Raw genomic sequence first — 24,472 nt, forward strand, 5'->3', positions numbered from 1 at the left:
TCACCGGTAGGCTTGTGGTCCGTGACCTCACTGACTCCTCCGAGCCCGCCGGCCGCCGTTTTCTGGGACATGGACGGCACCCTCGTCGACACCGAACCGTACTGGATGGCCTCCGAAGTGGAGCTCGTCTCCTCGTTCGGCGGTGTGTGGACGCACGAGGACGGCCTGCAGATGGTCGGGCTGGGCCTCTGGAACTCCGCCGAGATCCTCCGCGCGGCCGGGGTCGACCTGTCCGCCGACGAGATCGTGCAGTGGCTGACCGACCGCGTGCAGCAGAAGCTCGACACCGACGGCGTGCCGTGGCGTCCCGGCGCGCGCGAACTGCTCGCCGACCTGCGCGAGCGCGGCATCCCGACCGCCCTCGTCACCATGTCGGTGCGCAGGATGGCCGAGCAGATCGTCGCGAAGATCCCGTTCGACGCGTTCGACGTGATCGTCAGCGGCGACGAGGTCACCGAGGCCAAGCCGCATCCGGAGCCGTACCTGCGTGCCGCTGAACTGCTTGGCGTCGACGTGACCGCCGCGGTCGCCATCGAGGACTCGCTCGTCGGGCTCACCTCCGCCGTCGCCTCCGGGGCCGCCACGATCGGCGTGCCGCACATCGTCGCACTGCCGGAGAGCGCTGAGCACACGCTGTGGGAGTCGCTCGACGGCAAGACGGCAGACGACATCGCCGCGGTCGCAACAGCAGCAGCCGCCGCGAAGGGAGCACTCCTGTGAACACGGCAGACCCCCAGAACAGCGGGCCGTTCCGCGCGGGCGACCGCGTGCAGCTGACCGGCCCGAAGGGCAAGCTGAACACGATCACCCTGGAGCCTGGCAAGGTGTTCCACACCCACCGCGGCATCCTGGAGCACGACGCCATCATCGGGCTCCCGGACGGCTCCGTCGTGTCGAACAACGTCGGCGTCGAGCACCTCGCGCTGCGTCCGTTGCTCAGCGATTTCGTCATGTCGATGCCGCGCGGCGCCGCGATCATCTACCCGAAAGACGCAGCGCAGATCCTGTCGCTCGCCGACATCTTCCCCGGCGCGAACGTCGTCGAAGCCGGCGTCGGCTCGGGAGCGCTGTCGCTCTGGCTGCTGCGCGCCATCGGCCCGGCCGGCACTCTGCGGTCGTTCGAGCGCAGGGACGAGTTCGCCGACGTGGCCCGCGCCAACGCCGCGACCTTCCTCGGCCACGACCCGGAGAACTGGACGGTCACGGTCGGCGACCTGCAGGATGCGCTGCCGGAGGCCGTCGAGGAGCAGAGCGTCGACCGCGTGGTGCTCGACATGCTCGCGCCGTGGGAGTGCCTCGACGAGGTCACCGCCGCGCTCAAGCCAGGCGGGGTGCTGCTCTGCTACATCGCGACCGTCACGCAGCTGTCGCGCGTCGCCGAGGCGATCCGCGCGTCCGGCGACTACACGCACCCGCAGTCCAGCGAGACCATGGTGCGCGGCTGGCACGTCGAAGGACTCGCCGTGCGCCCCGACCACCGGATGATCGGCCACACCGGCTTCCTCATCACCGCCAGGCGCCTCGCGCCCGGCTCGGTCCTCCCCGAACTGAAACGCCGTCCGTCGAAGAGCGACTACAGCGACGACGACGTCGAGGCCTGGACCCCCGGCGCCCTCGGCGAGCGGCAGTCCAGCCCGAAGAGCCTGCGCAAGCGGGTGAGGGCGGCCGCCGCCAGCGCCGAGCTGTCGAAGGCGCGCGCGGCCGAGGCTGCGCACGAGGACGACTCCACCATCAACTAGCATGGGGAGCCGGAGACCACCGAGTCGCCGGAATCCCACCGATCGCACCGAAAGAGGACTCGTGCGCAGAGCTACCGCACTCGTCGTAGCAGCAGGGCTGCTGGCCGTCACGCTGACGGGATGTACATCAGACCCGAACGCGAACTGCGACACCGCGCTCAAGCCGGGAACGGCGTCCGACCTCATCACGGCGACGGGCGCCATCGGCGCGAAGCCGAAGGTGAGCTTCCCGACTCCCGTCGACACGAAGACGTCGCAGGCGTCGACGCTCGTCACGGGCAAGGGCGACAAGGTCCAGAAGGGCCAGATGGTCGAGATCCAGTACACGCTGCTCGACGGCGAGACCGGTTCGACCATCGGCGCGAGCTCGTTCACTAAGAGCCAGCCGACCCTCATCCCGGTCGGCAAGAGCGGCGTTCCCGGCATCGACAAGGGCCTGCAGTGCGCCACCGTCGGTTCCCGCGTCGCGATCGCCATCGCGCCGAAGGACAGCGGCCAGTCCGGCACGACCAGCTCCGGCGTGGCCGTGATCGACGTGGTCGGCTCCTTCCTGCCGCGCGCGAACGGCGCCGTTCGGCCGTCGGTGTCCGGCTTCCCGACCGTCGTGCTCGCGCCGACCGGTCAGTCCGGCATCACCATCCCGTCCGGCTCGGCACCGACGAAGGTCCGCAGCGAGACGCTGAAGGCCGGCGACGGAGCGACCGTGAAGAAGGACAGCTCGGTCGTCCTGCACTACACGTCGGTCGGCTGGGAGAACAAGAACCTCGTCTACAGCACCTGGAACGGCGGAAGCCCGGACCTCGTGTCGATGTCCACCGGTCAGAGCAACGCCAACCAGGCGCTTCCGCAGTCGATGCTCAAGGAGCTCATCGGCGCGAAGGTCGGTTCGCAGCTCGTGATCGAGACGCCGGCCGACAGCAGTGTGCCCGCTGCCGCGTGGGCCGTCGACATCCTCGGAGTGCTCTAGGTCTTTTCGGAGGGTGCTCCGGTCCTTTCCGGAGCACGCTGGTCCTTTCCGGAGCACGCTGGCCGATTAGGATGGACGGGTGCCTCCGTCCTCGTCTTCGCCCTCCCGCGTGCCGGTCGAAGAGCGGCTGTTCAGCCTCGTGCTCGCACTGCTCGCGACCGAGACCGGTCTGACCAAGAACGAGATCCTCTCCACCGTCCAGGGCTACCGTCAGCGCTACGTCACCCACGGTGACAACAGCAGCCTGGAGCGTCAGTTCGAGCGGGACAAAGACGACATCCGCGAGCTCGGCGTCCCGCTGGAGACGGTCGAGTCGCCCGGGGACACCGGCAACAATCAGCTGCTGCGCTACCGCATTCCCAAAGGGGCATACGACCTGCCGGCCGATGTGGTGTTCTCCCCGGAGGAGATCACGCTGCTCGGGCTGGCCGCCACTGTGTGGAAGGAGGGCTCGCTGTCCGGCGAGTCCCGCAGGGCACTGATGAAGCTGCGTTCGCTCGGAGTGGAGGCGAACGACCCGATCGTCGGATACGCGCCGAGGCTGCGTGCCCGCGAAAGCGCGTTCGAGCCGCTCAATCAGGCGCTCGAACGGAACGCGATCGTGCAGTTCCCCTATCTGAAACCGGGGGAGAGCGCGTCTCGGGTCAGGACCGTCGCGCCGCTCGCGATCGTCCAGCACCAAGGCAGGTGGCACCTGCAGGGCATCGATCAGGATGCGCGGGGCTCGCGCACCTTCCTGCTCTCCCGCATGGTCGGTCCCGTCAAGATCACCGCACGCACGTTCGAGCCGGACGGTTCCGATTTCGCGGCGAACGCCCTCGCCGACCTAGAACGGATCTGGGAGGGCAACGTCGCCACCATCGAGGTGACGGCAGGCACGGACGCGGCGACGCGCCTCGGCAAACGCTTCGGCGACGCCGTTCCCGTCGCCGGAGACGGTGAGGCGATCCTGCTCACCGTCAACTACTCCGACCTGAACATCCTGGCCGACCAGCTGGCGAGCTTCGGCCCGGAGATCCTGGTCATCGCGCCGGAGGTGTTGCGCGACGCCGTCCGCGACCGTCTCCTGGCCGTGTCGGCCGCCCACGAGGGGAGCGACCGTGGCTGAGCGCCGCAAGCCGATGCAGGCCCAGGACAAGCTCGCCTTCCTGCTGGCGCTCGTCCCGTATCTGATGGACAGAGACCGGGTGAGCGTCGCGGAGGCGGCGGAGCATTTCGGCGTCGAGCCGTCGCAGCTGCGCGACGCCGTGCGCCTGATCGCCGTGTCCGGTATCCCCGGAGAGACCAACCAATACCAGCCGGGCGACCTGTTCGACATCGCCTGGGACGACTTCGAGGACAACGACCAGATCGTTCTCACCCACCAGGTGGCCATCGACGACTCCCCGCGGTTCTCCGCCAGGGAGGCCGCAGCGCTCATCGTCGGTCTGCAATATCTGTCCGCGCTCCCGGAGAACGCCGACCGCGACGTGATCGGCTCGCTGATGGCTAAGCTCGCCCGCGGCGCGTCCGCTGTGCCGAGCCAGGTGGCGGTGGCAGGGTCGGAGACCGACGCGACGCTCGCGACGATCCGGGATGCGGTCGCCGGCGGCACTCAGCTCGACTTCGACTACCTCAACTCGCGCGGAGAGCGGGAGCGCCGCAGAGTCGACCCGCTCCGCATCGAGTCGATCGACCAGGACTGGTATCTGCGCGGGTGGGACCACCTCCGCACGGCGATCCGCACGTTCCGGCTCGACCGGATCGACGATCTGCGGTCGACGGACGAGCCGATCACCTACCGGCCGGGCGATGTGACCCTGCCAGAGACCCTGTTCGAGGGAACCCCGGACGACCTGCTGGTGACCATCGAGGTGTCGGCGTCCGCCGTCCCGCTGATCGAGGACTACATCCCGGAAGGCGCAACACGGCAGGAACGCGACGGCATCGTGCGCACCAGCGTGCGCGTCGCCCACTTCCATGGACTGAAACGCCTCGTCGCCGGGCTGTCCGGTGTGCTCACCGTTCTCGATCCTCCGGAGGCGCGTGCAGTCGTCGCCGGTTGGGCCAGGGCGGGCGCGGAACGCTACCGGTAGGCTTCTATCATGCCGTGGTGGTCGTGGGTGGTGATCTGGGTCGTCCTGGTGCTCGGCCTGCTCGGGATGCTCGCGTTCTTCGCCGTCCACCTGTTCCGCAAGCTCATGGCGGCGGGCACGGAGGCCTCTGCCCTGATCGAGAAGACCGAGGTACTGAGCAGCCGCGTGGACGAGCTCGACGACGCCGTCTTCCGCTCGGCGGTGTTCGCGGACGCGGCAGTCCTGCACGACGAGCGCGAGCAGGCGAAGGCCGATCGTGTCGTTGCGAGGCAACTTCGCAGGGATGCACGGGTCAGACGCGGTAAACTGCTCGTCAACGCCGACCCGCGTCGGTACTCGCACTTCATACAAAGGGATTGACTCATGCTCGGCGGCCTTACCGGATGGCACTTGCTCATCATCCTCGCAGTGATCCTGCTGCTCTTCGGTGCGCCGAAGCTCCCCGCGCTCGCTAAGAGCATCGGCCAGTCCATGCGCATCTTCAAGGGTGAAGTCAACGAGATGAAGAAGGACGGCGACAAGCCCGACGCCTCTTCCTCCGAGAAGCCGGCTGACGGCAGCACCACCGCGTCGCCTGAGACGCACACGAAACCGTAGTCGGTGGCCTCCACGAAGCGAGGCAAGAACCGCGAAGGACGGATGACGCTCTCCGAGCACTTCGTCGAGCTTCGCAAACGCCTCTATCGCTCTGCCATCGCGCTGCTCGTGGGCGCTGTCGCCGGCTGGTTCCTGTCCGGGTATCTCCTCGATGCCATGCGCGTCCCGATCACTGAGATCGCGACCCAGCAGGGCCGCGTCGCGACGCTGAACTACGACAGCATCACCGGCGCTTTCGACCTCAAGATGCAGATCGCGATCACCATCGGCGTCATCATCTCGAGCCCCGTGTGGCTCTACCAGATCTGGTCGTTCTTCGTGCCGGCGCTCAGCCGCAAGGAGCTGAAGTACGGGCTGGGGTTCTTCTTCACTGCGGTGCCGCTGTTCCTGATCGGCGCGTACGTCGGCTGGCTGCTCGTGCCGCACATCGTCTCGCTGCTGACGAGCTTCGCGCCGTCCGACGACTCGGCGATCATCTCGGCCAAGACGTACTTCGACTTCATCCTGAAGCTGTCGCTGGCGGTCGGGGTGGCGTTCGTGCTGCCCGTCTTCCTGGTGCTGCTGAACTTCGTCGGCGTCCTGAGCGCCTCGTCGATCATCAAGTCGTGGCGCTGGGCGATCATCCTGATCGCGCTCTTCACCGCGATCGCCACCCCGGCGGCCGATGTGCTCTCGATGTTCCTCCTCGCCGTGCCCATGATCGTGCTGTATCTGGTGGCGTATGGGGTGGCCTGGCTGCACGATCGACGGGCCGCGAAGGTCGCCATGCGCCTGGAGACCGAACTGGCGGCATAGGCTTGGGCGTGTGACCGATCAGCTGTCGCCGGCCGAACGCTATTCCGCGTCCCGCGAGCGCACCCGCCAGCCTCTCGTCGAGGCATTCCGCGACGGGCTCAAGTTCGACCTCGACCCGTTCCAGCGTGAGGCGTGCTCGAGCCTCGAAGCGGGCAGGAGTGTGCTCGTCGCAGCCCCCACCGGGGCGGGCAAGACGATCGTCGCCGAGTTCGCGGTGTTCCTCGCGATGCGCGAGCCGAACGCGAAGGTCTTCTACACGGCGCCGATGAAGGCGCTCAGCAACCAGAAGTTCCAGGAATTGGTGGAGGAGTACGGCCCGGAGTCCGTCGGGCTCCTGACCGGCGACACGAACATCAACTCGCGTGCCCGCATCGTCGTGATGACGACCGAGGTGCTGCGCAACATGCTCTACGCCGACTCCGACCTGCTCGCCGACCTCGCATACGTGGTGATGGACGAGGTGCACTATCTCGCCGACCGGTTCCGGGGCGCGGTCTGGGAGGAGGTCATCATCCACCTGCCTCCAGCGGTGCGGATGGTCTCGCTGAGCGCGACGGTCTCGAACGCCGAGGAGTTCGGCGACTGGCTGCAGGCGGTGCGCGGCGACACGGACGTGATCGTGTCGGAGGAGCGTCCTGTGCCGCTGGAGCAGCACATCCTGATGCGGTCGAAGCTGATCGACCTGTTCGACTCCTCCGGGCTCGCCGCGACCAACCGGGTGAATCCGGAGCTGGTGCAGATGGCACGCTACGGCGGCAGGGTGCTGAGCAGCAGGCAGACGCGCGACGTCGGCCGCTACCACTCGCGCGGCGGCCGTCCTGACACGTTCCGGATGGACAGAGCCGACCTGGTCAGGCTGCTGGGGGAGCACAACCTGCTTCCGGCCATCTTCTTCATCTTCAGCCGCAACGGCTGCGACCAGGCGGTGCGCCAGACGCTCCGCACCGGCGTCAAGCTGACCGAGGCGCACGAGCGCGACGAGATCCGCGCGATCGTCGAGGAACGCTGCCGGACCCTGCTCGACGAAGACCTCGCCGTGCTCGGATACTGGGAGTGGCTCGAAGGTCTGGAGCGCGGCGTCGCCGCCCACCACGCAGGGATGCTCCCGGCGTTCAAAGAGGTCGTGGAGGAGCTGTTCCGGCGGAAGCTGGTCAAGGTCGTGTTCGCGACGGAAACGCTCGCGCTCGGCATCAACATGCCCGCCAGAACGGTCGTGCTGGAGAAGCTGGAGAAGTTCAACGGAGAGGCGCGCGTCCCGATCACGCCGGGGGAGTACACGCAGCTCACCGGCCGGGCAGGACGGCGCGGCATCGACGTCGAGGGCCACTCGGTCATCCAGTGGCAGGACGGCCTCGACCCGCAGGCAGTCGCCTCGCTCGCGTCGCGGCGCAGCTACCCGCTGAACTCGAGCTTCCGGCCCACATACAACATGGCCGTGAACCTGATCGACCAGTTCGGCAGGGAGCGCACCCGCGAGATCCTGGAATCGTCGTTCGCGCAGTTCCAGGCCGACCGCGCGGTGGTCGACCTGGCGCGCAAGGTGCGTCAGCAGGAGGAATCGCTCGCCGGGTACGAGAAGGCGATGACCTGCCACCTGGGCGACTTCCGCGAATACTCGGGCATCCGGCGCGAATTGAGCGACCTGGAGCGCAAGGGCTCGACGATGGAGCACGCCTCCCGCGCCGACCGCGACAAGCGGCAGCGCAGGCTCGTCGCTCTCCGCAAGCGGATGAAGGAGCACCCCTGCCACCGCTGCCCGGATCGGGAGAAGCACGCCCGCTGGGCGGAGCGCTGGTGGAAGCTGAAGCGCGAGACCGACGCGCTCAGCGCTCAGATCCGGTCGAGGACAGGAGCGGTCGCGAAGGTCTTCGATCGCGTCTCCGACGTGCTGCTCGAACTCGGCTATCTGAGCCGGGAAGACGACGTGACGGCGCTCACCGTGCACGGCCGCACCCTCAAGCGGATCTACGGCGAACGCGACCTGCTCGTCGCCGAGTGCTTGCGTAGGAACATCTGGAACCAGCTGGATGCGCCGAGTCTCGCCGCGATGGCGTGCGCCCTGGTCTTCGAGCCACGCCGCGACGAGGGGCTGGCGCACGAGCGCACCCTGCCGCGGGGCGCGTTCCGGGCCGCCCTCGACAAGACCATCGACATCTGGAGCCGCCTGGACGACCTGGAACGCGAGAACAGGCTGTCGGGCAGCGAGCCGCCGTCCACGAGCCTCGCGATGGCGATGCACGCCTGGGCGAAGGGCACCAGCCTGAACACCGTGCTCTCCGAGGCCGACATGGCCGCCGGCGACTTCGTGCGCTGGACCAAGCAGACCATCGACCTCCTCGACCAGCTCTCGCTCGTCGCGCAGGGCCCCGTCGGGCGCACCGCACGGCAGGCTCTCGAATCCATCAGGCGCGGCATCGTTGCTTACTCATCCGTCGCCTAGCATTTCTGCGGCGAACGCCGAACGGCGTCCTCTAAGCTCTCTCCTCGTGACCCCAACGCCCCGCGCCGTGCTGCCCCTGTGGTTCGCACTCCTCCTGGCGGCGGGTGCTGGTCCCGTGCTTGACGCAGGCTTCCCCGATCGCAGCTGGTGGCCGCTCACCTTCGTGGGCATCGCGATGGTGCTGCTCGCGGTGCGCGGCCGGCGTGCTGGCAGCGCGTTCCTGGTGGCCTGGGTGGCGGGGGAGTCGTTCTTCCTGTTCCACGTCGCCTGGACGGCGCTCTACCTCGGCCCGCTTCCGTGGGTGGCGCTCTCGACGCTGGAGGCCATCTTCTATGGCCTGGGCGGGATGCTGATCGCCCTCGCGTACCGCTGGGTGCCGCGAGCGTGGCCGACCAGGCTCGGGCGGCTCGGTCTGCTGCCGGTGATCGTCGGCGGCCTCTGGACGCTGCGCGAGTACGTGTCGGGAAACTGGCCTTATGGCGGTTTCTCCTGGGGCAGGGTGGCGGAGTCGCAGGCGGAGAGCCCGTTCGCTCCGCTGGTGGCGTGGCTGGGCATCTCCGGGCTCAGCTTCGTGATGGTGTGGCTGGTCGCTCTGCTGCTGGAGGTCTGCTTCGAGGTGGACCTCCGGGGCGCATGGCGCGCATCCATCGCCGTCGGTGCCGTCGCGGTGGTGCTCGTGATACCTGCGTGGCCTGCGACCACCAGCGGCACGACCAGGATCGCGGCCGTGCAGGGCAACGGTCCCGCCGGCTACTTCGACAACGCGCCCCCGGATGCGGTGCTCAACTCCCAGATCGCCGAGACCGAGAAGATCGAGGACGAGAAGGCGGACATGGTCGTCTGGCCCGAGGGAGCGGCCCAGCCGGACCCGACCCGCGACCCGCAGACCGCGGCGATCCTGGATGCGCTGAGCAGGAAGATGGGCGCGCCGTTCATCGTCGGCACGATCACCGCCAGGGACGACAAGTACTTCAACACCTCGCTGCTCTGGAAGGCCGGTCAGGGCGCCGTCGACTACTACGACAAGAAGCATCCGGTGCCGTTCGGCGAGTACGTGCCGGATCGGGCGTTCTGGCGGCCGTTCGCGCCCGACCTGATCGACCTGATCGGCCGCGACTACACGCCGGGCACGCGGGACAACGTGTTCGACGTGAACGGCGTGCGCGCCGGGATCTCGATCTGCTTCGACATCGTCGACGACCAGTTGCTCACTGACATGATGCAGGGCGGAGCGCAGGTGATCCTCGCCCAGACCAACAACGCCGACTTCGGGCAGACGGACGAGAACGAGCAGCAGCTCGCCATCGCGCGGCTGCGCGCCATCGAGTCCGGCCGGTCGCTCGTGAACATCTCCACAGTGGGCAGTAGCCAGATCATCGGGCCGAGCGGGCGCACGATCGCGGAGATCCCGCCGTTCAAGCCAGGCCACATGGTGGCGGACGTGCCCATTGGCACCACGACCACCCCGGCGACGCTGCTCAGCCGCGGCATCGAGTTCCTCGTCGCCGGCCTCGGCCTCTTCGGCCTCCTGATCGCCTCCGGCGCGCGAAAAGGCCGTCCTCACCGGAGGTGAGAACGGCCGGGGTATGGCGGGTCAGGCGCCGATCTTGTGCTCGCCTGTGCCTCTGCGGGAACGCAGGTAGGTGAGCCGCTCCTCGAGGAGTTCCTCGAGCTCGTCGCGGGTGCGACGTTCGAGCAGCATGTCCCAGTGGCTGCGCGGGGTCTTCACGTCTGACCGGTCGACCTCGACGGGGGTGTCGCCGACCAGCAGTGTGGCCTCATGGCCGCAGTGCTTGCACTCCCAGGTCTGGGGTGCGTCCGCCTCGGCGGAGAAGACCATGTCGGTCTCCTTGCCGCATTCGGGGCAAAGGTAAATGTAACGGGAACGCGGGGAGTACACGACGCCTTCTTCGCTCTGTAAGCTCTGGGCGCCAAGCCTCATTCCGCGCAAACTGCGATCTGCCATTGTGTGGTTCTCCTCTGTGCACGCGTACTGCACAGTTATAAACCGTCAAGCTGGGCATTCTCTTTCCGTCGGGCAGCTACTCTCAGGCGCCTCTCAGGTCAGTTTCGTGCGTCGACCAGCGCTTTCAGTGTGTCGCAGCGGTCCGTGACGAGTCCGTCGACTCCGAGATCGAGCAGGCGCGTCATGTCGGCCTGCTCGTTGACGGTCCACACGTGCACCTCGACGCCCGCCGCGTGCAGGATGCGCACGGTCCGGCGGGTGACGAGGCGCAGCACTCCCTGACGCTCAGGGATCTGCACGGCGACGAGACCGCGCAGCGCGCGCCGGACGCCGGAGACGGAACCGGCCTTTGCGGCGGCAATGGCGGGGAGGAACCGCGTGACGGACGCCGAGCTGGCGACGCCGGGCAGCGCATCCACTGCGGCCCGCCTGCGCTTCTCGTCGAAGCTGGTGATGAGCACGCGGTCGGTGGCGCGGGCCTTGAGAATCGCGGCGGCGGCGGGGGCGGCCGACGCCTCGTCTTTGATGTCGATGTTGAAACGCGCCTGCGGGAAGGCGTCGAGCGCGTCGGCGAGCGAGGAGAACGACTGACCGTCACCCAGCTGGATGCGCCGGAGCTCGGCCATCGTGAGCTGCTGGACCCGGATGGGGCGGCCGGCCACGCGGCTGAGGTCGGGATCGTGGCTGATCACGGCCACGCCGTCTGCCGTGGCGTGCACGTCGGTCTCCAGATGCGTCGCCCCGGCGTTCAGCGCGCGCAGGAACGCGAGGAGGGTGTTCTCGGGGGCCTCGATGGCGAGGCCCCGGTGTGCGATGATCCGGGGGAGCGGACCGCTCAGGTACGTCACGCCGGCGGCGTCTGCTCTCCGGGCGCCTGCTCAGTGGTCGGAGCGCCGGCGTCGGGGAGACCGACCTCCGGAGCCCCTGGCGCGGCCTGCGCTGCGGCGGCAGCAGCCGCCTCCAGTGCGGCGGCGACCTCGGCGTGGGCGTCTTCGGCTGCTGCTGCCGCATCGGCCTGGGCGGCTTCGGCGGCTGCTGCGACAGCGGGGTCGGGTATCACGGGGGAGCCGGGCACGCCCGGGATGCCCTTGTCCCCGAACGCCTTGCCGATGCCCTGCAGCGCCTGCGTCAGCTCGCTCGGGATGATCCACAGCTTGTTCGCCGGGCCTTCCGCCAGCTTCGGCAGCGTCTGCAGGTATTGGTAGGCCAGCAGCATGTTGTCCGGGTTCCCCTGGTGGATGGCGCCGAAGACGGTCGTGATCGCCTTCGCCTCGCCCTCCGCCCGGAGCACGGCGGCTTTCGCGTCGCCCTCCGCCTTGAGGATCGCGGCCTGCCGCATGCCCTCCGCGTTGAGGATCTCGGACTGCTTGGTGCCCTCGGCGGTGAGGATGACGGCTCGGCGGTCACGCTCTGCACGCATCTGCTTCTCCATCGAGTCCTGGATGGAGATGGGCGGGTCGATCGCCTTCAGCTCGACGCGCGATACTCGGATGCCCCACTTGCCGGTGGCTTCGTCGAGCACGATGCGGAGCTGGCCGTTGATGTTGTCGCGGCTGGTGAGCGCCTCTTCGAGGTTCAGCCCGCCGACGACGTTACGGAGCGTCGTGGTGGTGAGCTGCTCGACAGCGCCGAGATAGTTGGCGATCTCGTAGGTGGCGGCGCGCGCATCCGTCACCTGGAAGTACACGACCGTGTCGATCGACACGACCAGGTTGTCCTCCGTGATGACCGGCTGCGGCGGGAACGAGACGACCTGCTCGCGCATGTCGAGGAGCGGCCGCACCTTGTCGACGAACGGCACCACCACGTTGAGTCCGGGGTTCAGGGTCTTGTGGTACTTGCCCAGTCGCTCCACCACACCGGCGCGAGCCTGCGGGATGATGCGGATCGCCCGGAACAGGGTGACCAGGACGAAGACCACGATGATGACGATGATGACCGTCACCACGATCCCCACGACCAGTTGGCTCGTGTCGTTCACGACGCACTCCTTTCTGTGAAGCCGTCGGCGTCCGAAGAGATCGGGGCGGGGGCCACGACGGCCGTCGCCCCCTCGATCGAGACGACGACGACGTGCTCGCCAGGAACGAGCTCAGGGGGTCCTGAGACGATTCCGGGCGCTAGGCGGGCCGTCCAGGTCTCCCCGACGGCCAGTTTGACCTGGCCCGTGGTGCGGGAGACGGTCTGGACGACCGTGGCTGACATGCCGATGAGGGCGGCGACATTGCTCTTGGTCGGGTCTCCTCCGCGCTTCAGCGCGTGCAGCAGGGGAGGCCGGATGAAGAAGATCAGGATGACCGAGAGTGCAGCGGCGATGATGAGCTGAAGCCACCACGGAGCGCCGACCAGACCGGAGACGAGACCGCCGACGCTGCCGACCGCGATCATCAGGAAGACGAAGTCCAGCGTGAGCATCTCGATGATGATGAACACGAGAATGAGGACGAGCCAAACGATCCAAGCAAAGGATGCGATGTCCATGGCGACTCCCTTCCCTAGTCGTACTCCGACCGTATCAGTTGGCGAACAGGAGACGCGGAACCCACTTGGTAGTCTCAGGGACTGAAACCCATCTTTCTAGGAGTCTTCGTGTCCAACCCTCTCGCCGCCGATTCCCTCGCAGGGAAGCGCGCGCTCATCACCGGATCGTCCCGCGGAATCGGTGCAGACACCGCCCAGTACCTCGCCTCCGCCGGCGCCAGTGTCGTCATCAATTTCCGCAACAAGGAGGCCCGCGCCGTCAAGCTCGCGGACGCCATCCGGGAGGCGGGAGGCACCGCGCTCACGGTCGGCGCCGATCTCACAGACCCGGCCTCCGTCGCCGGGATGTTCGACACCGTCCGCGGCGAGTGGGGCGGCCTCGACATCCTGGTGCTGAACGCCTCGGGCGGCATGGAGTCCGGCATGGCGGAGGACTACGCCATGCAGCTGAACCGCGACGCGCAGGTCAACACGCTCAACGCGGCCCTGCCGCTGCTGGCCCCCGGTTCGCGCGTGGTCTTCGTGACCAGCCACCAGGCGCACTTCATCAACACCACGGCGACCATGCCGGAGTACGAGGCCGTTGCGCACAGCAAGCGCGCGGGCGAGGACGCCCTGCGCGAGCTGATCCCGGCGCTGACCGAGAAGGGCATCGAGTTCGTCGTCGTCTCCGGCGACATGATCGAGGGCACCATCACGGCCACGCTGCTCAACCGGCTGAATCCCGGCGCCATCGATGCGCGCAAGGAGGCGGCTGGCAGGCTCTACAACGTGAGCGAGTTCGCCGCGGAGATCGCCCAGGCGGTCGTCGACCCGATCCCGGCGGATCACACCCGCCTGGTCGGTGACGTCTCCGACTTCGTGCCGGTCGCCGAATGAGGGCGGCAGACCTCCCGCTGCTGACCGGCGTGTCGACGCCCACCGTGCATCCTGGTGGCACGCGCGCCGTGGTGTCGGTGACGCATCCGTCGCTGGAGGCGGACGCCACGGTCGGGCAGCTCTGGACCGTTCCGCTGACGGGGCATGCAGCCCCCAAGCGACTCACCCGCGGCTTCCGCGACACCGCGCCTCGGTTCTCGCCGGACGGCAGGCTGATCGCCTTCCTGCGCGCTCCGCAGAAGGGCGCGCCGCAGCTGCACGTGGTGGATGCGGCGGGCGGCGAGCCGGTGCAGGTCACCGACCGCACCCTCGGCGTCTCCGAGTTCGCCTGGTCGCCGGACGCGCGCACGCTGCTCTTCGTCAGCAGGGTGCCGGAGCAGGGCCGCTACGGCACGGTGGAGGGCCTGGAGGCCAACGCCGAGCCCCCTCGCCACATCCGGACACTGAAATATCAGGCGAACGGGGTCGGGTACACGATCGACAGGCACGCGCACCTCTTCAGCGTCGCGGTGCCGGACGTCTGGGGCGAGCCCGTCGCGAAAGCGGCTCCGCAGCCGGACGGGACCACGGCATCCACAGCCTCCACGTCGTCGGTGCCGGAGGCGCAGCAGCTGACGACGGGGGAGTGGGACGACCAGTCCGTGGCGTTCTCGCCGGACGGCGACACGATCGCGTTCGTGTCCGCCCGCCACGACACTCGCGACGACGACCTGCGCTCGAATGTGTTCCTGCTCGCGGCCGACGGCTCCGGCGACCCGAGGGAGGTCACCTCCGAGCACGGGAACTATTCGATCAACGACCTGGCCTACGGGCTCAACGGCGTGCTCTACTTCACCGCGCAGGACGTGGGGGAGAGCGGACGAGACTTCGTCGGGCGCAACTCGGCGCTCTATGCGATCGACCAGGTCGGGGACGCGCCGCGGCGCATCACCGACCCGGAGACGGTCGACCTCACCGAGAGCGCCATCGTCGCGTTCGAGGACGACTCCGTGCTCGTCACCGACCGCAGCCGGGGGGCGCTCGTGCTCACGAAGGTGACCGCGGCGGGCGATGCCGAGCGACTGACCGATCCGACGACGGTCGTCGGCGGCGTCGGCGTGGCGGGGGATGTCGTCGTGGCGTCCGTCGCCGACGCGCGGACCGCCGGCGATGTCGCCATCGTCGACGGCGGCGGACTGCGCACCCTCACCGACTTCTCGGCGGAGCTCCGTGCGGCTGGGGTGCTCCCGGTGCGAGAGTTGACGGTCACCGCGCGTGACGGCTACCCCGTGCACGGCTGGGTGGTCGTGCCGGAGGGCGAGGGACCGCATCCGGTGCTGTTGAACATCCACGGCGGGCCGTTCGCGGCGTACACCGGCAGCGTGTTCGACGAGGCCCAGGTGTATGCGGCGGCCGGCTATGCGGTCGTGATGTGCAACCCGCGCGGGTCAGCAGGCTACGGGCAGGAGCACGGGAGGGTGATCCGTCAGGCGATGGGCACCGTCGACCTGACCGACGTGCTCGACTTCCTCGACGGGGCGCTGGCAGATACGGACCTTGACGGCGACAGGGTCGGCATCATGGGCGGTTCCTACGGCGGATACCTCACCGCGTGGACCATCGCGCACGAGCATCGGTTCGCCGCGGCCATCGTGGAGCGCGGCTTCCTCGATCCGGAAGGGTTCGTCGGCACGAGCGACATCGGCAGCTTCTTCGGCGATGAGTACGTCGGAACCGACGAGGCACTGATGCGGTCGCAGAGCCCGCAGGCCGTGGTCGGCGACGTGCGCACGCCGACGCTGGTGCTGCACTCCGCGAACGACCTGCGCTGCCCGCTGTCTCAGGGGGAGCGGTACTTCGCCGCCCTCAAGCGCAACGGGGTGGAGGCGGAACTGCTCGTCTTCCCCGGCGAGGACCACGAGCTCAGCCGCGCTGGCCGCCCCCGGCATCGCGCCCAGCGCTTCGACGCCATCCTGGACTGGTGGGCGCGGCACCTGCCGAGCGCGCAGAACCCGGCCTGACGCTCGCGGGGCTCGACGCCTCCGGGCTCGACGCCTACCGGCTTAACGACGAGTGGTCCCGAATCGCCGTGCGCGCAGTGCGCACGCGGCAATTCGGGACCACTCGTTCGTTCGCTAGACGGCGGGCGCTGCGGCGGAGGTCGCAGCCAGGACGTCCTTGCCGAACGTGAAAGCACGCACGATGCCGATGATGCCGAGCACGATCAGCGCGATGGCGGAGAAGATCAGCAGGAACAGCGCAGACGACGCCGGCAGGAACAGCACGACGATGCCGGCCACGATGCTGATGATGCCGAACGTGATCGCCCAGCCGGACGACGCGGCGCGTCCCGCCTCGGCGATGGACATGATGCCCTCGATGATCCAGGCGACGCCGACGAAGGCGATGGCCAGGATGACGAGGGTCGCGGCGGCGACGGTCACGTTCTTGAGCGCGATGATGCCCGCGAACACCAGCAGTGCGCCGAACACGATGTGCATCGCGCGCACGCCGCCGGTGATCCCCTTGCTGAAGATGCCGATGGCGAGGCGCATGACGCCCGCGATGATGAAGTAGATGCCCAGGAAGGCGGCCACGACGGCGAGCGTCCTGACCGGCCAGAACAGCAGGACGACGCCGAGGATGACCGCGACGGCTCCGCTGATGCCGAGCGCCGCGCGCACGCCGTTGATGGCGCCGCGGGTGAGGTCGGCTGCGTTGAGCGAGAACTCCTGGAACGCTGCTGAGGTGGAGCCTGGTGTCGACATGATGATCCCCTTGATTCCTTCGGTGCCGCGACAGGTGCGGCTTTGCTGCTGACACTATCGCTCCGGCGTACAGCGGCGGTCGGCGTGTTACGGCGTTTCCGTACGGTGCGACCGGTTCCGCCACCCCTTGCCGTCAGCTGAGGAAAGCTCTACATTAGCGACGAAGCGCCCGTGATGTGGCAGCCCCGGTCGCAGATTCGAGGTGCTCCGTGCCTTCCGTCCTCTCCGCGCTCGGTCGTTGGGCGTACCGGGCGCGCTGGCGGGTGCTGACGATCTGGGCGGCGGTGATCGTCGTGCTGTTCGCGGCGGCCGGACTGCTGAGCACGGGGACCGAGAACACCTACACGATTCCCGGCACGGAGTCGCAGCAGGCACTGGATGCGCTGGCCAGGACGTTCCCGCAGGTCAGCGGGGCGTCGGCGCAGCTGGTGGTGGTCGCCCCGGACGGCGCGGACGTGCGGGATGCGAGCATCCAACCGTTGGTGGAGTCGACGGTGGCGGCGATCGCGGACCTGCCGCAGGTGTCCAGTGCGACCTCGCCGTACGGCTCGAGCTCCACGACGAACATCAGCTCGGACGGGTCGGCCGCCCTCGTGCCCATCCAGCTCTCGGTGGCGCAGAGCGCCGTGCACGACAGCACCAAGAATGCGCTGCAATCGGCGGGGACGAGCCTCGCAGCCGCGCTCCCGCACGGCTCGCAGGTCGCGGTCGGCGGGCAGCTCTTCTCACAGGGCGACACCGGCATCAGCATCACGGAGCTGCTCGGCATCCTGGTGGCGTTCGTGGTGCTGCTGTTCACCTTCGGTTCGCTCGTCGCCGCCGGACTGCCGTTGATCACGGCGCTCCTCGGGGCGGCGCTGTCGCTGTCGCTGATCTTCGTGGCCACCCGATTCGTCACCATCACCTCCACGACACCGCTCCTCGCACTGATGCTGGGACTGGCGGTGGGGATCGACTACGCGCTCTTTATCGTCTCCCGCCACCAGGAGCAGCTGAAGCAGGGGATTGAGCCGGAGGAATCCGCCGCGCGGGCGGTCGCGACGGCGGGTTCGGCCGTGGTATTCGCGGCGATGACGGTGATCATCGCGCTGCTCGGGCTCTCGGTGGCCGGCATCCCGTTCCTGACGACGATGGGTGTGGCCGCCGCGGTCGCGGTGGCGATGGCGGTGGTGATCTCGATGACCCTCACACCGGCGCTACTGGGGTTCGCGGGGATGCGGGTGGTGGCGAAGCGGTACAGGAAGCCGGTGGCGGCGCCAGCGCCGGATGCACCGGATGCGCCCGACGCGCCGGAAGCGCCTGCGGTCGCACAGCGCGGGTTCTTCCTCGGCTGGGTGCACGGCGCGACGAAGTGGCCGGTGGTGACGGTCATCGCCGTGGTCGCCCTGCTCGGCCTCGCGACCGTGCCGGCCGGGTCGCTCCGGCTCGCGCTGCCTGATGCCGGGTCGCTCGACACCCACGAGCCCGCCAGGATCACCTACGACCTCATCGCCAAGCATTTCGGCCCTGGCTACAACGGCCCGCTCGTCGTGACGGGGCAGATCATCCAGAGCACCGACCCGGTGGAGCTGATGAACGAACTGGCCACCGAGATCCGGAGCGTCCCCGGCGTCGCCGCCGTGCCCCTTTCGACGCCGAACGAGCCGGGCGACACCGGCATCACACAGGTGATCCCGGTCGGAGGGCCGGACTCGGAGCAGACCACCGAGCTCGTCGCCGCACTGCGCGGTATGCACGACCACTTCCTCCGCGAGTACGGGGTCGACCTGTCGGTCACCGGGTACACGGCCGCCGGCATCGACATCTCCGCGCAGCTCGGGCACGCCCTGCTGCCGTTCGGGCTGGTCGTCGTCGGGCTGTCGCTGGTGCTGCTGGCGATGGTGTTCCGCTCGATCGTGGTCCCGGTGACCGCCGCCCTCGGCTATCTGCTCTCGGTCGGGGCGGCGTTCGGGATCACCAGTCTGGTCTTCGAGAGCGGGTTCCTCGCCGGACCGCTCGGGGTGGCGTCGCTCGGCTCGGTGATCAGCTTCATGCCGATCATCCTGATGGGGGTGCTGTTCGGGCTCGCGATGGACTACGAGGTCTTCCTGGTCAGCAGGATGCGCGAGGACTACGTGCACCACGGCGCCGCCCGGCACGCGGTGGAACGGGGCTTCGTCGGCTCTGCGCGGGTGGTGACCGCTGCGGCGCTGATCATGTTCGCGGTGTTCGCCGCGTTCATCCCGTCGGGCGACGCGTCGATCCAGCCGATCGCGCTCGGCCTCGCCGTCGGCGTGGTGATCGACGCGTTCGTGGTGCGGATGACGCTCATCCCCGCTGTGCTGGTGCTGTTCGGCGACAAGGCCTGGTGGATGCCCGTCTGGCTCGACAGGGCCCTGCCGTCGTTCGACGTGGAAGGGGCGGCGCTGCAGCAGGAACTCGACGCCGCCGACTGGCCGGAACCGGGATCCAGGGTCGCGATCGCGGCCTCCGGCGTTACAGTGGGCCGGCCGTGGCGGCCTGTGGTGAGCGGGATCGACGTGATGGTGCCCCAGGGGCACGTGCTGATCGTGTGCGGGGGACACCGGCGGGAGCGGGCGGCTGTCGTGCTGGCCATCGCGGGGAGGATGCGGGTCGGCGCGGGACGGTTGAAGGTGCTGGGGGAGTTGCTGCCAGGGAAGGCAGGCGCGGTGCGCCATGTGGTTGGGGTGGCCGTGCTGGGCGATGGGCGGCGCGGTGCGGAGGCCGTCTCCGCCATCCGTGCAGCGGTCGCCGGCGAGGGTGGCGTACTGGCCATCGACGACGTGGATGCGGTGACCGGCCGCGCCGACCGGGCTGCTGTCACCCGGGAGTTGCGTGCGGCGACGCGCGACGCCGGGCGGCGGGCGCATCCATTGACCATCGTGGTGTCGTGCCAGGACGAGGCCGGAGCGGACGATCTGCTGCCCGTCGGTGTGAAGCGGGTGGTGCTCGACCTCGACGGCGGGCGCCGGGTGCCGAGCGTCGAGTCCGAACGGGCGTTGGCCTGAGATGCCGGGCAGGGCGTTCACTGCGCGGTTCGGTCTGGAGAGGATCGGGCCGTTCACGGTCGTCGCGTTGCTGATCCTGCCCCTCGTGGTCGGCGGCCTGCTGATGCTGGCGCTCTGGAATCCGTCGCAGAGCCTGGACAGGGTGACGGCGGCGATCGTCAACGACGACCTGCCGGTGACGGTGAACGGGCAGACCGTCCCGCTCGGACGGCAATTCGCCGCTGGGCTGATCGCGGGAGGGACGCCGTCGTCGACGGCGACAAACGGGACACCGGGAGCGTCCACCCTCACCTGGGTGCTCACGAACGACGCGGACGCGAAGAAGGGGCTCGCCGCGGGCGGTTACGTGGCGGTGGTGACCATCCCGCCGTCGTTCTCGGCGGACGCCACCTCGATCTCCGGTCCCGCCGCCTCCGCCAGAAAGGCGACGCTCCACGTCACGACCAGCCCGGCATCGGCGCTGCTCGATCCCGTCGTGACCGCCGCCGTCGTCCAGGCCGCGACCACGTCGCTGAACACGCAGCTGACCAGCCAGTACCTCAGCAACGTCTACGCGGGGTTCAACACCATCGGCTCGCAGATCGGGCAGGCGGCAACCGGTGCGCAGAGCGTCGCGACGGGCGCGGACTCGCTGGCCGCCGGCGCGCAGTCTGCGGCGACCGGCGCCGCGAGCCTCTCGGCGGGGCTGGTGCCCCTGGATGCGGGGGCGGCCAGCCTCGCTGCGGGGCTCGCTCAGCTGAACGCCGCGGCAGCACCGTTGCCGGGGCAGACGGCCGCGTTGGCGCAAGGGGCGCAGGCCGTCGCCGGAGCGGCGGGAACCGCATCCGGATCGGTGGCGGCTGCGACTGCGCGCTTCACCGCCGTCGTCGCGCGCATCTGCCAGACCCCCGGACGGCTCTGCGACGACGCCACGAACGCGCTGGCCACCCTGAACTCCGCCAACGCGGGAGCGGCGCAGTTCGCCGCGGGCGCAGACCAGGTGGCGTCGGGGAACTCCGCCCTGGCCGCTGCGATGCCGACGCTCGTCGCCGGGATCGGGTCATCGGCGTCCGGCGCGGCATCGGTCGCGTCGGGGGCCGCGCAGGCGGACGCGGGGGCGAGCACGCTCGCGACGGGAACCGCGTCGGTCGCTTCCGGGGCGACCCAGGTGGATGCGGGGGCGACCCAGCTCGCGCAAAGCCTCGCCGAAGCGGCGCAGAAGATCCCGGCGTACAGCGACTCGGACATCACTACTCTGTCTGCTGTCGCCGCGCATCCGGTGGACGACGCCACGGTGCGCGGCCACGACGACCGGCAGACGGCTCCGTTGCTCGCAGCGATCGCGCTGTGGATCGGCGGACTCGCCACCGTGCTCGCGCGGCGCGCGGTGCCGACGCACGAACTGCTCTCGACGCGCTCATCGGTGCGGCTCACGCTACGCAGCACGGCGACCACGACGCTGATCGGCGTGGGGCAGGGCGTGCTCGTGGCGGCGGCGGCGCAGGTGGGGCTCGGCCTCCCGCCGGGCGCCTGGCTGGGCTTCACACTGCTGTGCTGCCTCGCCGGGGCCGTGTTCGGCGTGCTCAATCAGGGGCTGGTCGCGGCGTTCGGCGCCGTGGGGCGTCTGGTGGCCGTCGTGGTGGCGCTGGTGGCATTCGGGGTGGGATTGACGTCGACGGTGCCGCCTGTGCTGGCAGGCATCGCTGGGGTGCTGCCGACCGCATCCGGAGTGCTGGCGATGCAAAAGGGCGTCGGCATCGGGGACACGAGTGTCGGTGCCGTGCTGGTGGTTGCTGCGGAACTCGTGGCGTGGGGTGTGGCGGGAGCGGTGCTGGTGTGGGCCGGGATCGCCGCCAGGCGGGTGTGGGGACGGGGGAGTACACGCCGTCGCGCGAGTCGGAGTCGGCGATGCACGCGGCAGGCCGTCCGACCGTATGACTCAGCAATCTCCGTCGAGGTGTCCATCGGCGGACCATCCGATCGTCATCTCTGCGAACCCGCACCGCGCGGGGGACTGGAGGGGAGACGAATGGGCACGATCACGGCCTACGAGAGCATCACCATCGACTCGCTGCTCGGTTCGGACAAGTTCGTCGTCTCGCGCAGCGCAGACACCGAGCTCGCGTTTCCGAACAGCGAACTCCTCGTCGGCGACGCCGTCGAGACCGTAATGGCGCTGAAGAAGCGCCACTCCGGCGACATCCTGATCATGGGAAGCGGCGAACTCGTACGCGCACTTCACGCCGCCGGACTCGTCGACCGGTACGCACTGCAGGTCTATCCGTTCGTGCTCGGCGCCGGCACGAGACTCTTCGCCGACGGTGACCGTGTCGACCTGCGCCTGGAGCGCAGCCTCCCGACGACCACCGGCGTGCTCATCACCGAGTACACGGTCATCCACTGATCCATTGCCCACTGCACGACCGAACGAGAGAATGAGAACCATGCGGTACATGCTCCTGATGCACTACTCCGAAGACGCTGGTCAGAAGCTCAGCGAGGAGGCGATCGAGAACGCGAAGAACGCGTTCGCCTCATACACGGCGACGCTGGAAGCCGCGGGGGCGCTGATAGCGGCCGAAGTGCTCAGACCCACGGAGAGCACGACGACGGTGTCCATGGCCGGTGGAGAGTTCCGCATCCAGGACGGCCCGTTCGCGGACACGAAGGAACAGCTGGGCGGGGCCATCGTCATCGAGGCGACCGACCTCGATGCGGCGCTCGACTGGGCCAGACAGGCCCCGCCGGTGCAGTGGGGGTCGATCGAGATCCGACCGGTGGCGACGCATACCGTCGAGGGCCGCTGGGTCGAGTGACCGCAGACGCGCCGTCCGTCGCCGAGCACGCGGCCCGCGCGTCGTTCGGGAGACTCGTCGCACTCCTCGCCGCAGCCAACGGCGACATCGCCGACGCAGAGGACGCCGTGGCGGCCGCGTTCGAGCAGGCGCTCGTCTCGTGGCCGGCGTCCGGCGTGCCGGAGAACCCGGAAGGATGGCTGCTCACTGTGGCCAGGAACAGACAGCGCGACGTCTGGAAGTCGTCAGCCCACCGCACCGGCACGGAGCTCGACGACGACGACCCACGCCTGCGCACGACACTGGAAGACATCGACCAGGATGCGATCGGCGACCGGCGGCTGGAACTCCTGTTCGCCTGTGCGCATCCGGCGATCGACCCGGCCATGCGCACACCGCTCATGCTGCAGACCGTCCTGGGCTTCACCGCGGCGCAGATCGCCGCAGCGTCCGGGGCGGCGCCTGCGGCGTTCGCGAAGCGACTCGTGCGGGCCAAGAACCGCATCCGGGATACGGGCATCCCGTTCTCCGTCCCCGGCCGCGCGGACATGCCGGCGCGGCTCGGCGCCGTGCTGGAGGCGGTCTACGGCTGTTACGCGATCGCCTGGCACGACGCCGACGTCCGCTCGCACCGTGAGCCGGACTCCCTCGCCGGGGAGGCGCTGTATCTCGCGGTGACCCTTGCGTCCCTCCTCGAAAGGGAACCCGAAGCCTGGTCGCTCGCCGCGCTGATCGCGCTCTCGCTGTCCAGAGCGGACGCGCGCGCGGGCGCGTTCCTGCCGTTGGAGGATCAGGACCCGGGGGATTGGGATCCGGGGTTGATCGCCGAGGGGGAGAGCTACCTCCTCCGTGCCACCGCGCTGGGTGGGACACCGGGACGATTCCAGCTCGAGGCGGCGATGCAGGCCGTCCATGCCGCACGCATCCGGGGAGCGGCGGTGGACTGGACGGCCCTCAAGACGCTCGCGGGCGCACTCGTCATCGTTGCGCCGACCGCCGGCGCCCGGATCGCGCTCGCGGCCATCACCGGCCGGACCGACGGGCCGGACGCCGGACTCGCGCTTCTGGACGGCCTCCCCGCCGAGAGCAGTCGACTGGCGGCCTTCCACGCCACCCGCGCCGACCTTCTCACGCGCGCTGGGCGCGAGGAGGACGCCGCGGTCGCGTACCTGCGCGCGGCGGCACTCGAAACGGACCCCGCCGCTGCGGATTACCTCCGCTCCCGCGCCCGCTGACACGACCAGGTCAGGCTTGTTCGTCGTGAGGAACAGCGACGCCACCACCTGGGAGATGCCGAGAAAACCCCGTAGGTCGGCGTGGCCTGCCGTCGCGCGACGGGTGAGAGCCTGGCCGTGAGCAGTTTCCTCACACGCCATAGTCACAACGCTGACGGTCAGCAATCGTGACTATAATCTGACAGCGGCACGGAAGGCAACCGTCTGCGAATCGGGCTCGATTGAGTTGACACAGGGGAGTGGGCGTCGTGGAATCAGAAGCGAATGGAGCCGAGAGCGGCCTCTTCGGCGCGCTGGGTGCCAATTTGGGCGTGTCGCTGTTCATTCCGTATCGGTATACCGAGGAGCGGATGTTCCGGGCTGTTCAGGAGGCCGGGTTCGACGACTGGACTCTCGCTCAGTGTCGCGTGTTTCAGCGCATCGCACCCGAGGGCTCGCGGCTCACGGATCTCGCCGAGCAGGCGCAGATGAGCAAGCAGAGCGCCGGAGTGATGGTCGACCAACTGGAACGCCTGGGCTACGTGCGTCGAGTTGCGGATCCCACGGATGGTCGTGCCCGTCTGATCGTGATCGAGGGGCGTGGGGTAGAGGCGGCGGCCGTCGCCCAGGCGACGCTCGACGAGATCCTCTCCGAGTGGAAGGACTACCTGGGCACCCGCAATTTCACCCTCCTGCAACAGATCCTGGACCAGCTCCGCGAGATTACAGACCCTTTCGCCCGATAAGCACTTCAGGCTTTCTGCTCTGTTGACATTAGTCAGGAATATTG

The 24,472-nt window shown here is 68.9% G+C and carries 22 protein-coding genes; 17 read left to right on the forward strand and 5 right to left on the reverse strand.

Annotated elements, in window-relative coordinates:
• The first annotated feature begins 21 nt into the window (after positions 1-21).
• The 10 genes from AC37TH_RS13560 to lnt all read left to right on the forward strand — a co-directional run bounded on the left by AC37TH_RS13560 (position 22) and on the right by lnt (position 10,186).
• Positions 22-720 carry an HAD family hydrolase gene (locus AC37TH_RS13560; protein WP_490764863.1) on the forward strand — a complete coding sequence of 233 codons (699 nt, stop codon included), beginning with the start codon at positions 22-24 and terminating at the stop codon, positions 718-720.
• Positions 717-1,739: a tRNA (adenine-N1)-methyltransferase gene (locus tag AC37TH_RS13565; protein ID WP_490764864.1), complete on the forward strand. Its 1,023-nt coding sequence runs from the start codon at positions 717-719 to the stop codon at positions 1,737-1,739. Before AC37TH_RS13560 ends, AC37TH_RS13565 begins: the two co-directional genes overlap by 4 nt.
• 61 nt (positions 1,740-1,800) lie before the next feature.
• Positions 1,801-2,706, forward strand: a complete 906-nt coding sequence (locus AC37TH_RS13570) for an FKBP-type peptidyl-prolyl cis-trans isomerase (RefSeq protein ID WP_490764865.1) — start codon at positions 1,801-1,803, stop codon at positions 2,704-2,706.
• Positions 2,707-2,785: 79 nt separating this feature from the next.
• On the forward strand, positions 2,786-3,814 hold the full coding sequence (locus AC37TH_RS13575; RefSeq protein WP_490764866.1) for a helix-turn-helix transcriptional regulator: 1,029 nt from the start codon (positions 2,786-2,788) through the stop codon (positions 3,812-3,814).
• A complete protein-coding gene (locus AC37TH_RS13580; protein ID WP_490764867.1) occupies positions 3,807-4,781 on the forward strand; it encodes a helix-turn-helix transcriptional regulator in 975 nt (324 codons plus the stop codon). Before AC37TH_RS13575 ends, AC37TH_RS13580 begins: the two co-directional genes overlap by 8 nt.
• A gap of 9 nt (positions 4,782-4,790) precedes the next feature.
• Positions 4,791-5,141, forward strand: a complete 351-nt coding sequence (locus AC37TH_RS13585; RefSeq protein WP_490764868.1) for a hypothetical protein — start codon at positions 4,791-4,793, stop codon at positions 5,139-5,141.
• 3 nt (positions 5,142-5,144) lie between these two features.
• A complete protein-coding gene (gene tatA / locus AC37TH_RS13590; RefSeq protein WP_490764869.1) occupies positions 5,145-5,378 on the forward strand; it encodes a Sec-independent protein translocase subunit TatA in 234 nt (77 codons plus the stop codon).
• 42 nt (positions 5,379-5,420) lie between these two features.
• Positions 5,421-6,173, forward strand: a complete 753-nt coding sequence (gene tatC / locus AC37TH_RS13595) for a twin-arginine translocase subunit TatC (protein ID WP_490764870.1) — start codon at positions 5,421-5,423, stop codon at positions 6,171-6,173.
• Between the two features lie 10 nt (positions 6,174-6,183).
• A complete protein-coding gene (locus tag AC37TH_RS13600) occupies positions 6,184-8,613 on the forward strand; it encodes a DEAD/DEAH box helicase (protein WP_490764871.1) in 2,430 nt (809 codons plus the stop codon).
• Between the two features lie 46 nt (positions 8,614-8,659).
• The gene (gene lnt, locus AC37TH_RS13605; RefSeq protein WP_490764872.1) at positions 8,660-10,186 is read left to right on the forward strand and encodes an apolipoprotein N-acyltransferase; all 1,527 of its coding nucleotides are present in this window, start codon (positions 8,660-8,662) and stop codon (positions 10,184-10,186) included.
• Positions 10,187-10,207: 21 nt separating this feature from the next.
• Here lnt and AC37TH_RS13610 read toward each other — a convergent pair whose 3' ends face one another.
• The 4 genes from AC37TH_RS13610 to AC37TH_RS13625 all read right to left on the reverse strand — a co-directional run bounded on the left by AC37TH_RS13610 (position 10,208) and on the right by AC37TH_RS13625 (position 13,060).
• Positions 10,208-10,579: an RNA polymerase-binding protein RbpA gene (locus AC37TH_RS13610; protein WP_490764873.1), complete on the reverse strand. Its 372-nt coding sequence runs from the start codon at positions 10,577-10,579 to the stop codon at positions 10,208-10,210.
• 98 nt (positions 10,580-10,677) lie between these two features.
• Entirely contained in the window at positions 10,678-11,427 is a 750-nt protein-coding gene (locus tag AC37TH_RS13615; RefSeq protein WP_490764874.1) for a glycerophosphodiester phosphodiesterase family protein, read from the reverse strand.
• Positions 11,424-12,536, reverse strand: a complete 1,113-nt coding sequence (locus tag AC37TH_RS13620) for an SPFH domain-containing protein (RefSeq protein WP_490765116.1) — start codon at positions 12,534-12,536, stop codon at positions 11,424-11,426. The genes AC37TH_RS13615 and AC37TH_RS13620 overlap by 4 nt, the downstream gene beginning before the upstream one ends.
• A gap of 20 nt (positions 12,537-12,556) precedes the next feature.
• A complete protein-coding gene (locus AC37TH_RS13625) occupies positions 12,557-13,060 on the reverse strand; it encodes an NfeD family protein (RefSeq protein WP_490764875.1) in 504 nt (167 codons plus the stop codon).
• Positions 13,061-13,168: 108 nt separating this feature from the next.
• Here AC37TH_RS13625 and AC37TH_RS13630 point away from each other — a divergent pair, with 108 nt between their 5' ends.
• Together AC37TH_RS13630 and AC37TH_RS13635 are read left to right on the forward strand one after the other, a co-directional pair.
• Positions 13,169-13,939: an SDR family oxidoreductase gene (locus AC37TH_RS13630; protein ID WP_490764876.1), complete on the forward strand. Its 771-nt coding sequence runs from the start codon at positions 13,169-13,171 to the stop codon at positions 13,937-13,939.
• On the forward strand, positions 13,936-15,939 hold the full coding sequence (locus AC37TH_RS13635) for a S9 family peptidase (RefSeq protein ID WP_490764877.1): 2,004 nt from the start codon (positions 13,936-13,938) through the stop codon (positions 15,937-15,939). Before AC37TH_RS13630 ends, AC37TH_RS13635 begins: the two co-directional genes overlap by 4 nt.
• A gap of 114 nt (positions 15,940-16,053) precedes the next feature.
• On the opposite strand, the gene AC37TH_RS13640 is transcribed toward AC37TH_RS13635, so the two are convergent.
• Complete coding sequence (locus tag AC37TH_RS13640) at positions 16,054-16,686, reverse strand: HdeD family acid-resistance protein (RefSeq protein ID WP_490764878.1); 633 nt, start codon at positions 16,684-16,686, stop codon at positions 16,054-16,056.
• Positions 16,687-16,895: 209 nt separating this feature from the next.
• Here AC37TH_RS13640 and AC37TH_RS13645 point away from each other — a divergent pair, with 209 nt between their 5' ends.
• The 5 genes from AC37TH_RS13645 to AC37TH_RS13665 all read left to right on the forward strand — a co-directional run bounded on the left by AC37TH_RS13645 (position 16,896) and on the right by AC37TH_RS13665 (position 24,428).
• Positions 16,896-19,694 (forward strand): MMPL family transporter, encoded by a 2,799-nt coding sequence (locus AC37TH_RS13645; RefSeq protein ID WP_490764879.1) that lies wholly within the window; start codon positions 16,896-16,898, stop codon positions 19,692-19,694.
• A gap of 1 nt (position 19,695) precedes the next feature.
• Complete coding sequence (locus tag AC37TH_RS13650; protein ID WP_490764880.1) at positions 19,696-22,077, forward strand: YhgE/Pip family protein; 2,382 nt, start codon at positions 19,696-19,698, stop codon at positions 22,075-22,077.
• A gap of 40 nt (positions 22,078-22,117) precedes the next feature.
• On the forward strand, positions 22,118-22,489 hold the full coding sequence (locus AC37TH_RS13655) for a YciI family protein (RefSeq protein WP_490764881.1): 372 nt from the start codon (positions 22,118-22,120) through the stop codon (positions 22,487-22,489).
• Entirely contained in the window at positions 22,486-23,703 is a 1,218-nt protein-coding gene (locus AC37TH_RS13660; protein WP_490764882.1) for an RNA polymerase sigma factor, read from the forward strand. Before AC37TH_RS13655 ends, AC37TH_RS13660 begins: the two co-directional genes overlap by 4 nt.
• Positions 23,704-23,951: 248 nt before the next feature.
• Positions 23,952-24,428, forward strand: a complete 477-nt coding sequence (locus tag AC37TH_RS13665; RefSeq protein WP_490764883.1) for a MarR family winged helix-turn-helix transcriptional regulator — start codon at positions 23,952-23,954, stop codon at positions 24,426-24,428.
• Positions 24,429-24,472: the final 44 nt, after the last annotated feature.

The sequence above is a fragment of the Leifsonia sp. McL0627 genome (assembly GCF_058244615.1).

Coding starts and splice junctions, on each gene's coding strand:
- AC37TH_RS13640 (WP_490764878.1), bottom strand. CDS start 16,686: ATGTCGACACCAGGCTCCACCTCAGCAGCGTTCCAGGAGTTCTCGCTC.
- AC37TH_RS13655 (WP_490764881.1), top strand. CDS start 22,118: ATGCGGTACATGCTCCTGATGCACTACTCCGAAGACGCTGGTCAGAAG.
- tatC (WP_490764870.1), top strand. CDS start 5,421: ATGACGCTCTCCGAGCACTTCGTCGAGCTTCGCAAACGCCTCTATCGC.
- AC37TH_RS13625 (WP_490764875.1), bottom strand. CDS start 13,060: ATGGACATCGCATCCTTTGCTTGGATCGTTTGGCTCGTCCTCATTCTC.
- AC37TH_RS13585 (WP_490764868.1), top strand. CDS start 4,791: ATGCCGTGGTGGTCGTGGGTGGTGATCTGGGTCGTCCTGGTGCTCGGC.
- AC37TH_RS13650 (WP_490764880.1), top strand. CDS start 19,696: ATGCCGGGCAGGGCGTTCACTGCGCGGTTCGGTCTGGAGAGGATCGGG.
- AC37TH_RS13635 (WP_490764877.1), top strand. CDS start 13,936: ATGAGGGCGGCAGACCTCCCGCTGCTGACCGGCGTGTCGACGCCCACC.
- AC37TH_RS13610 (WP_490764873.1), bottom strand. CDS start 10,579: ATGGCAGATCGCAGTTTGCGCGGAATGAGGCTTGGCGCCCAGAGCTTA.
- tatA (WP_490764869.1), top strand. CDS start 5,145: ATGCTCGGCGGCCTTACCGGATGGCACTTGCTCATCATCCTCGCAGTG.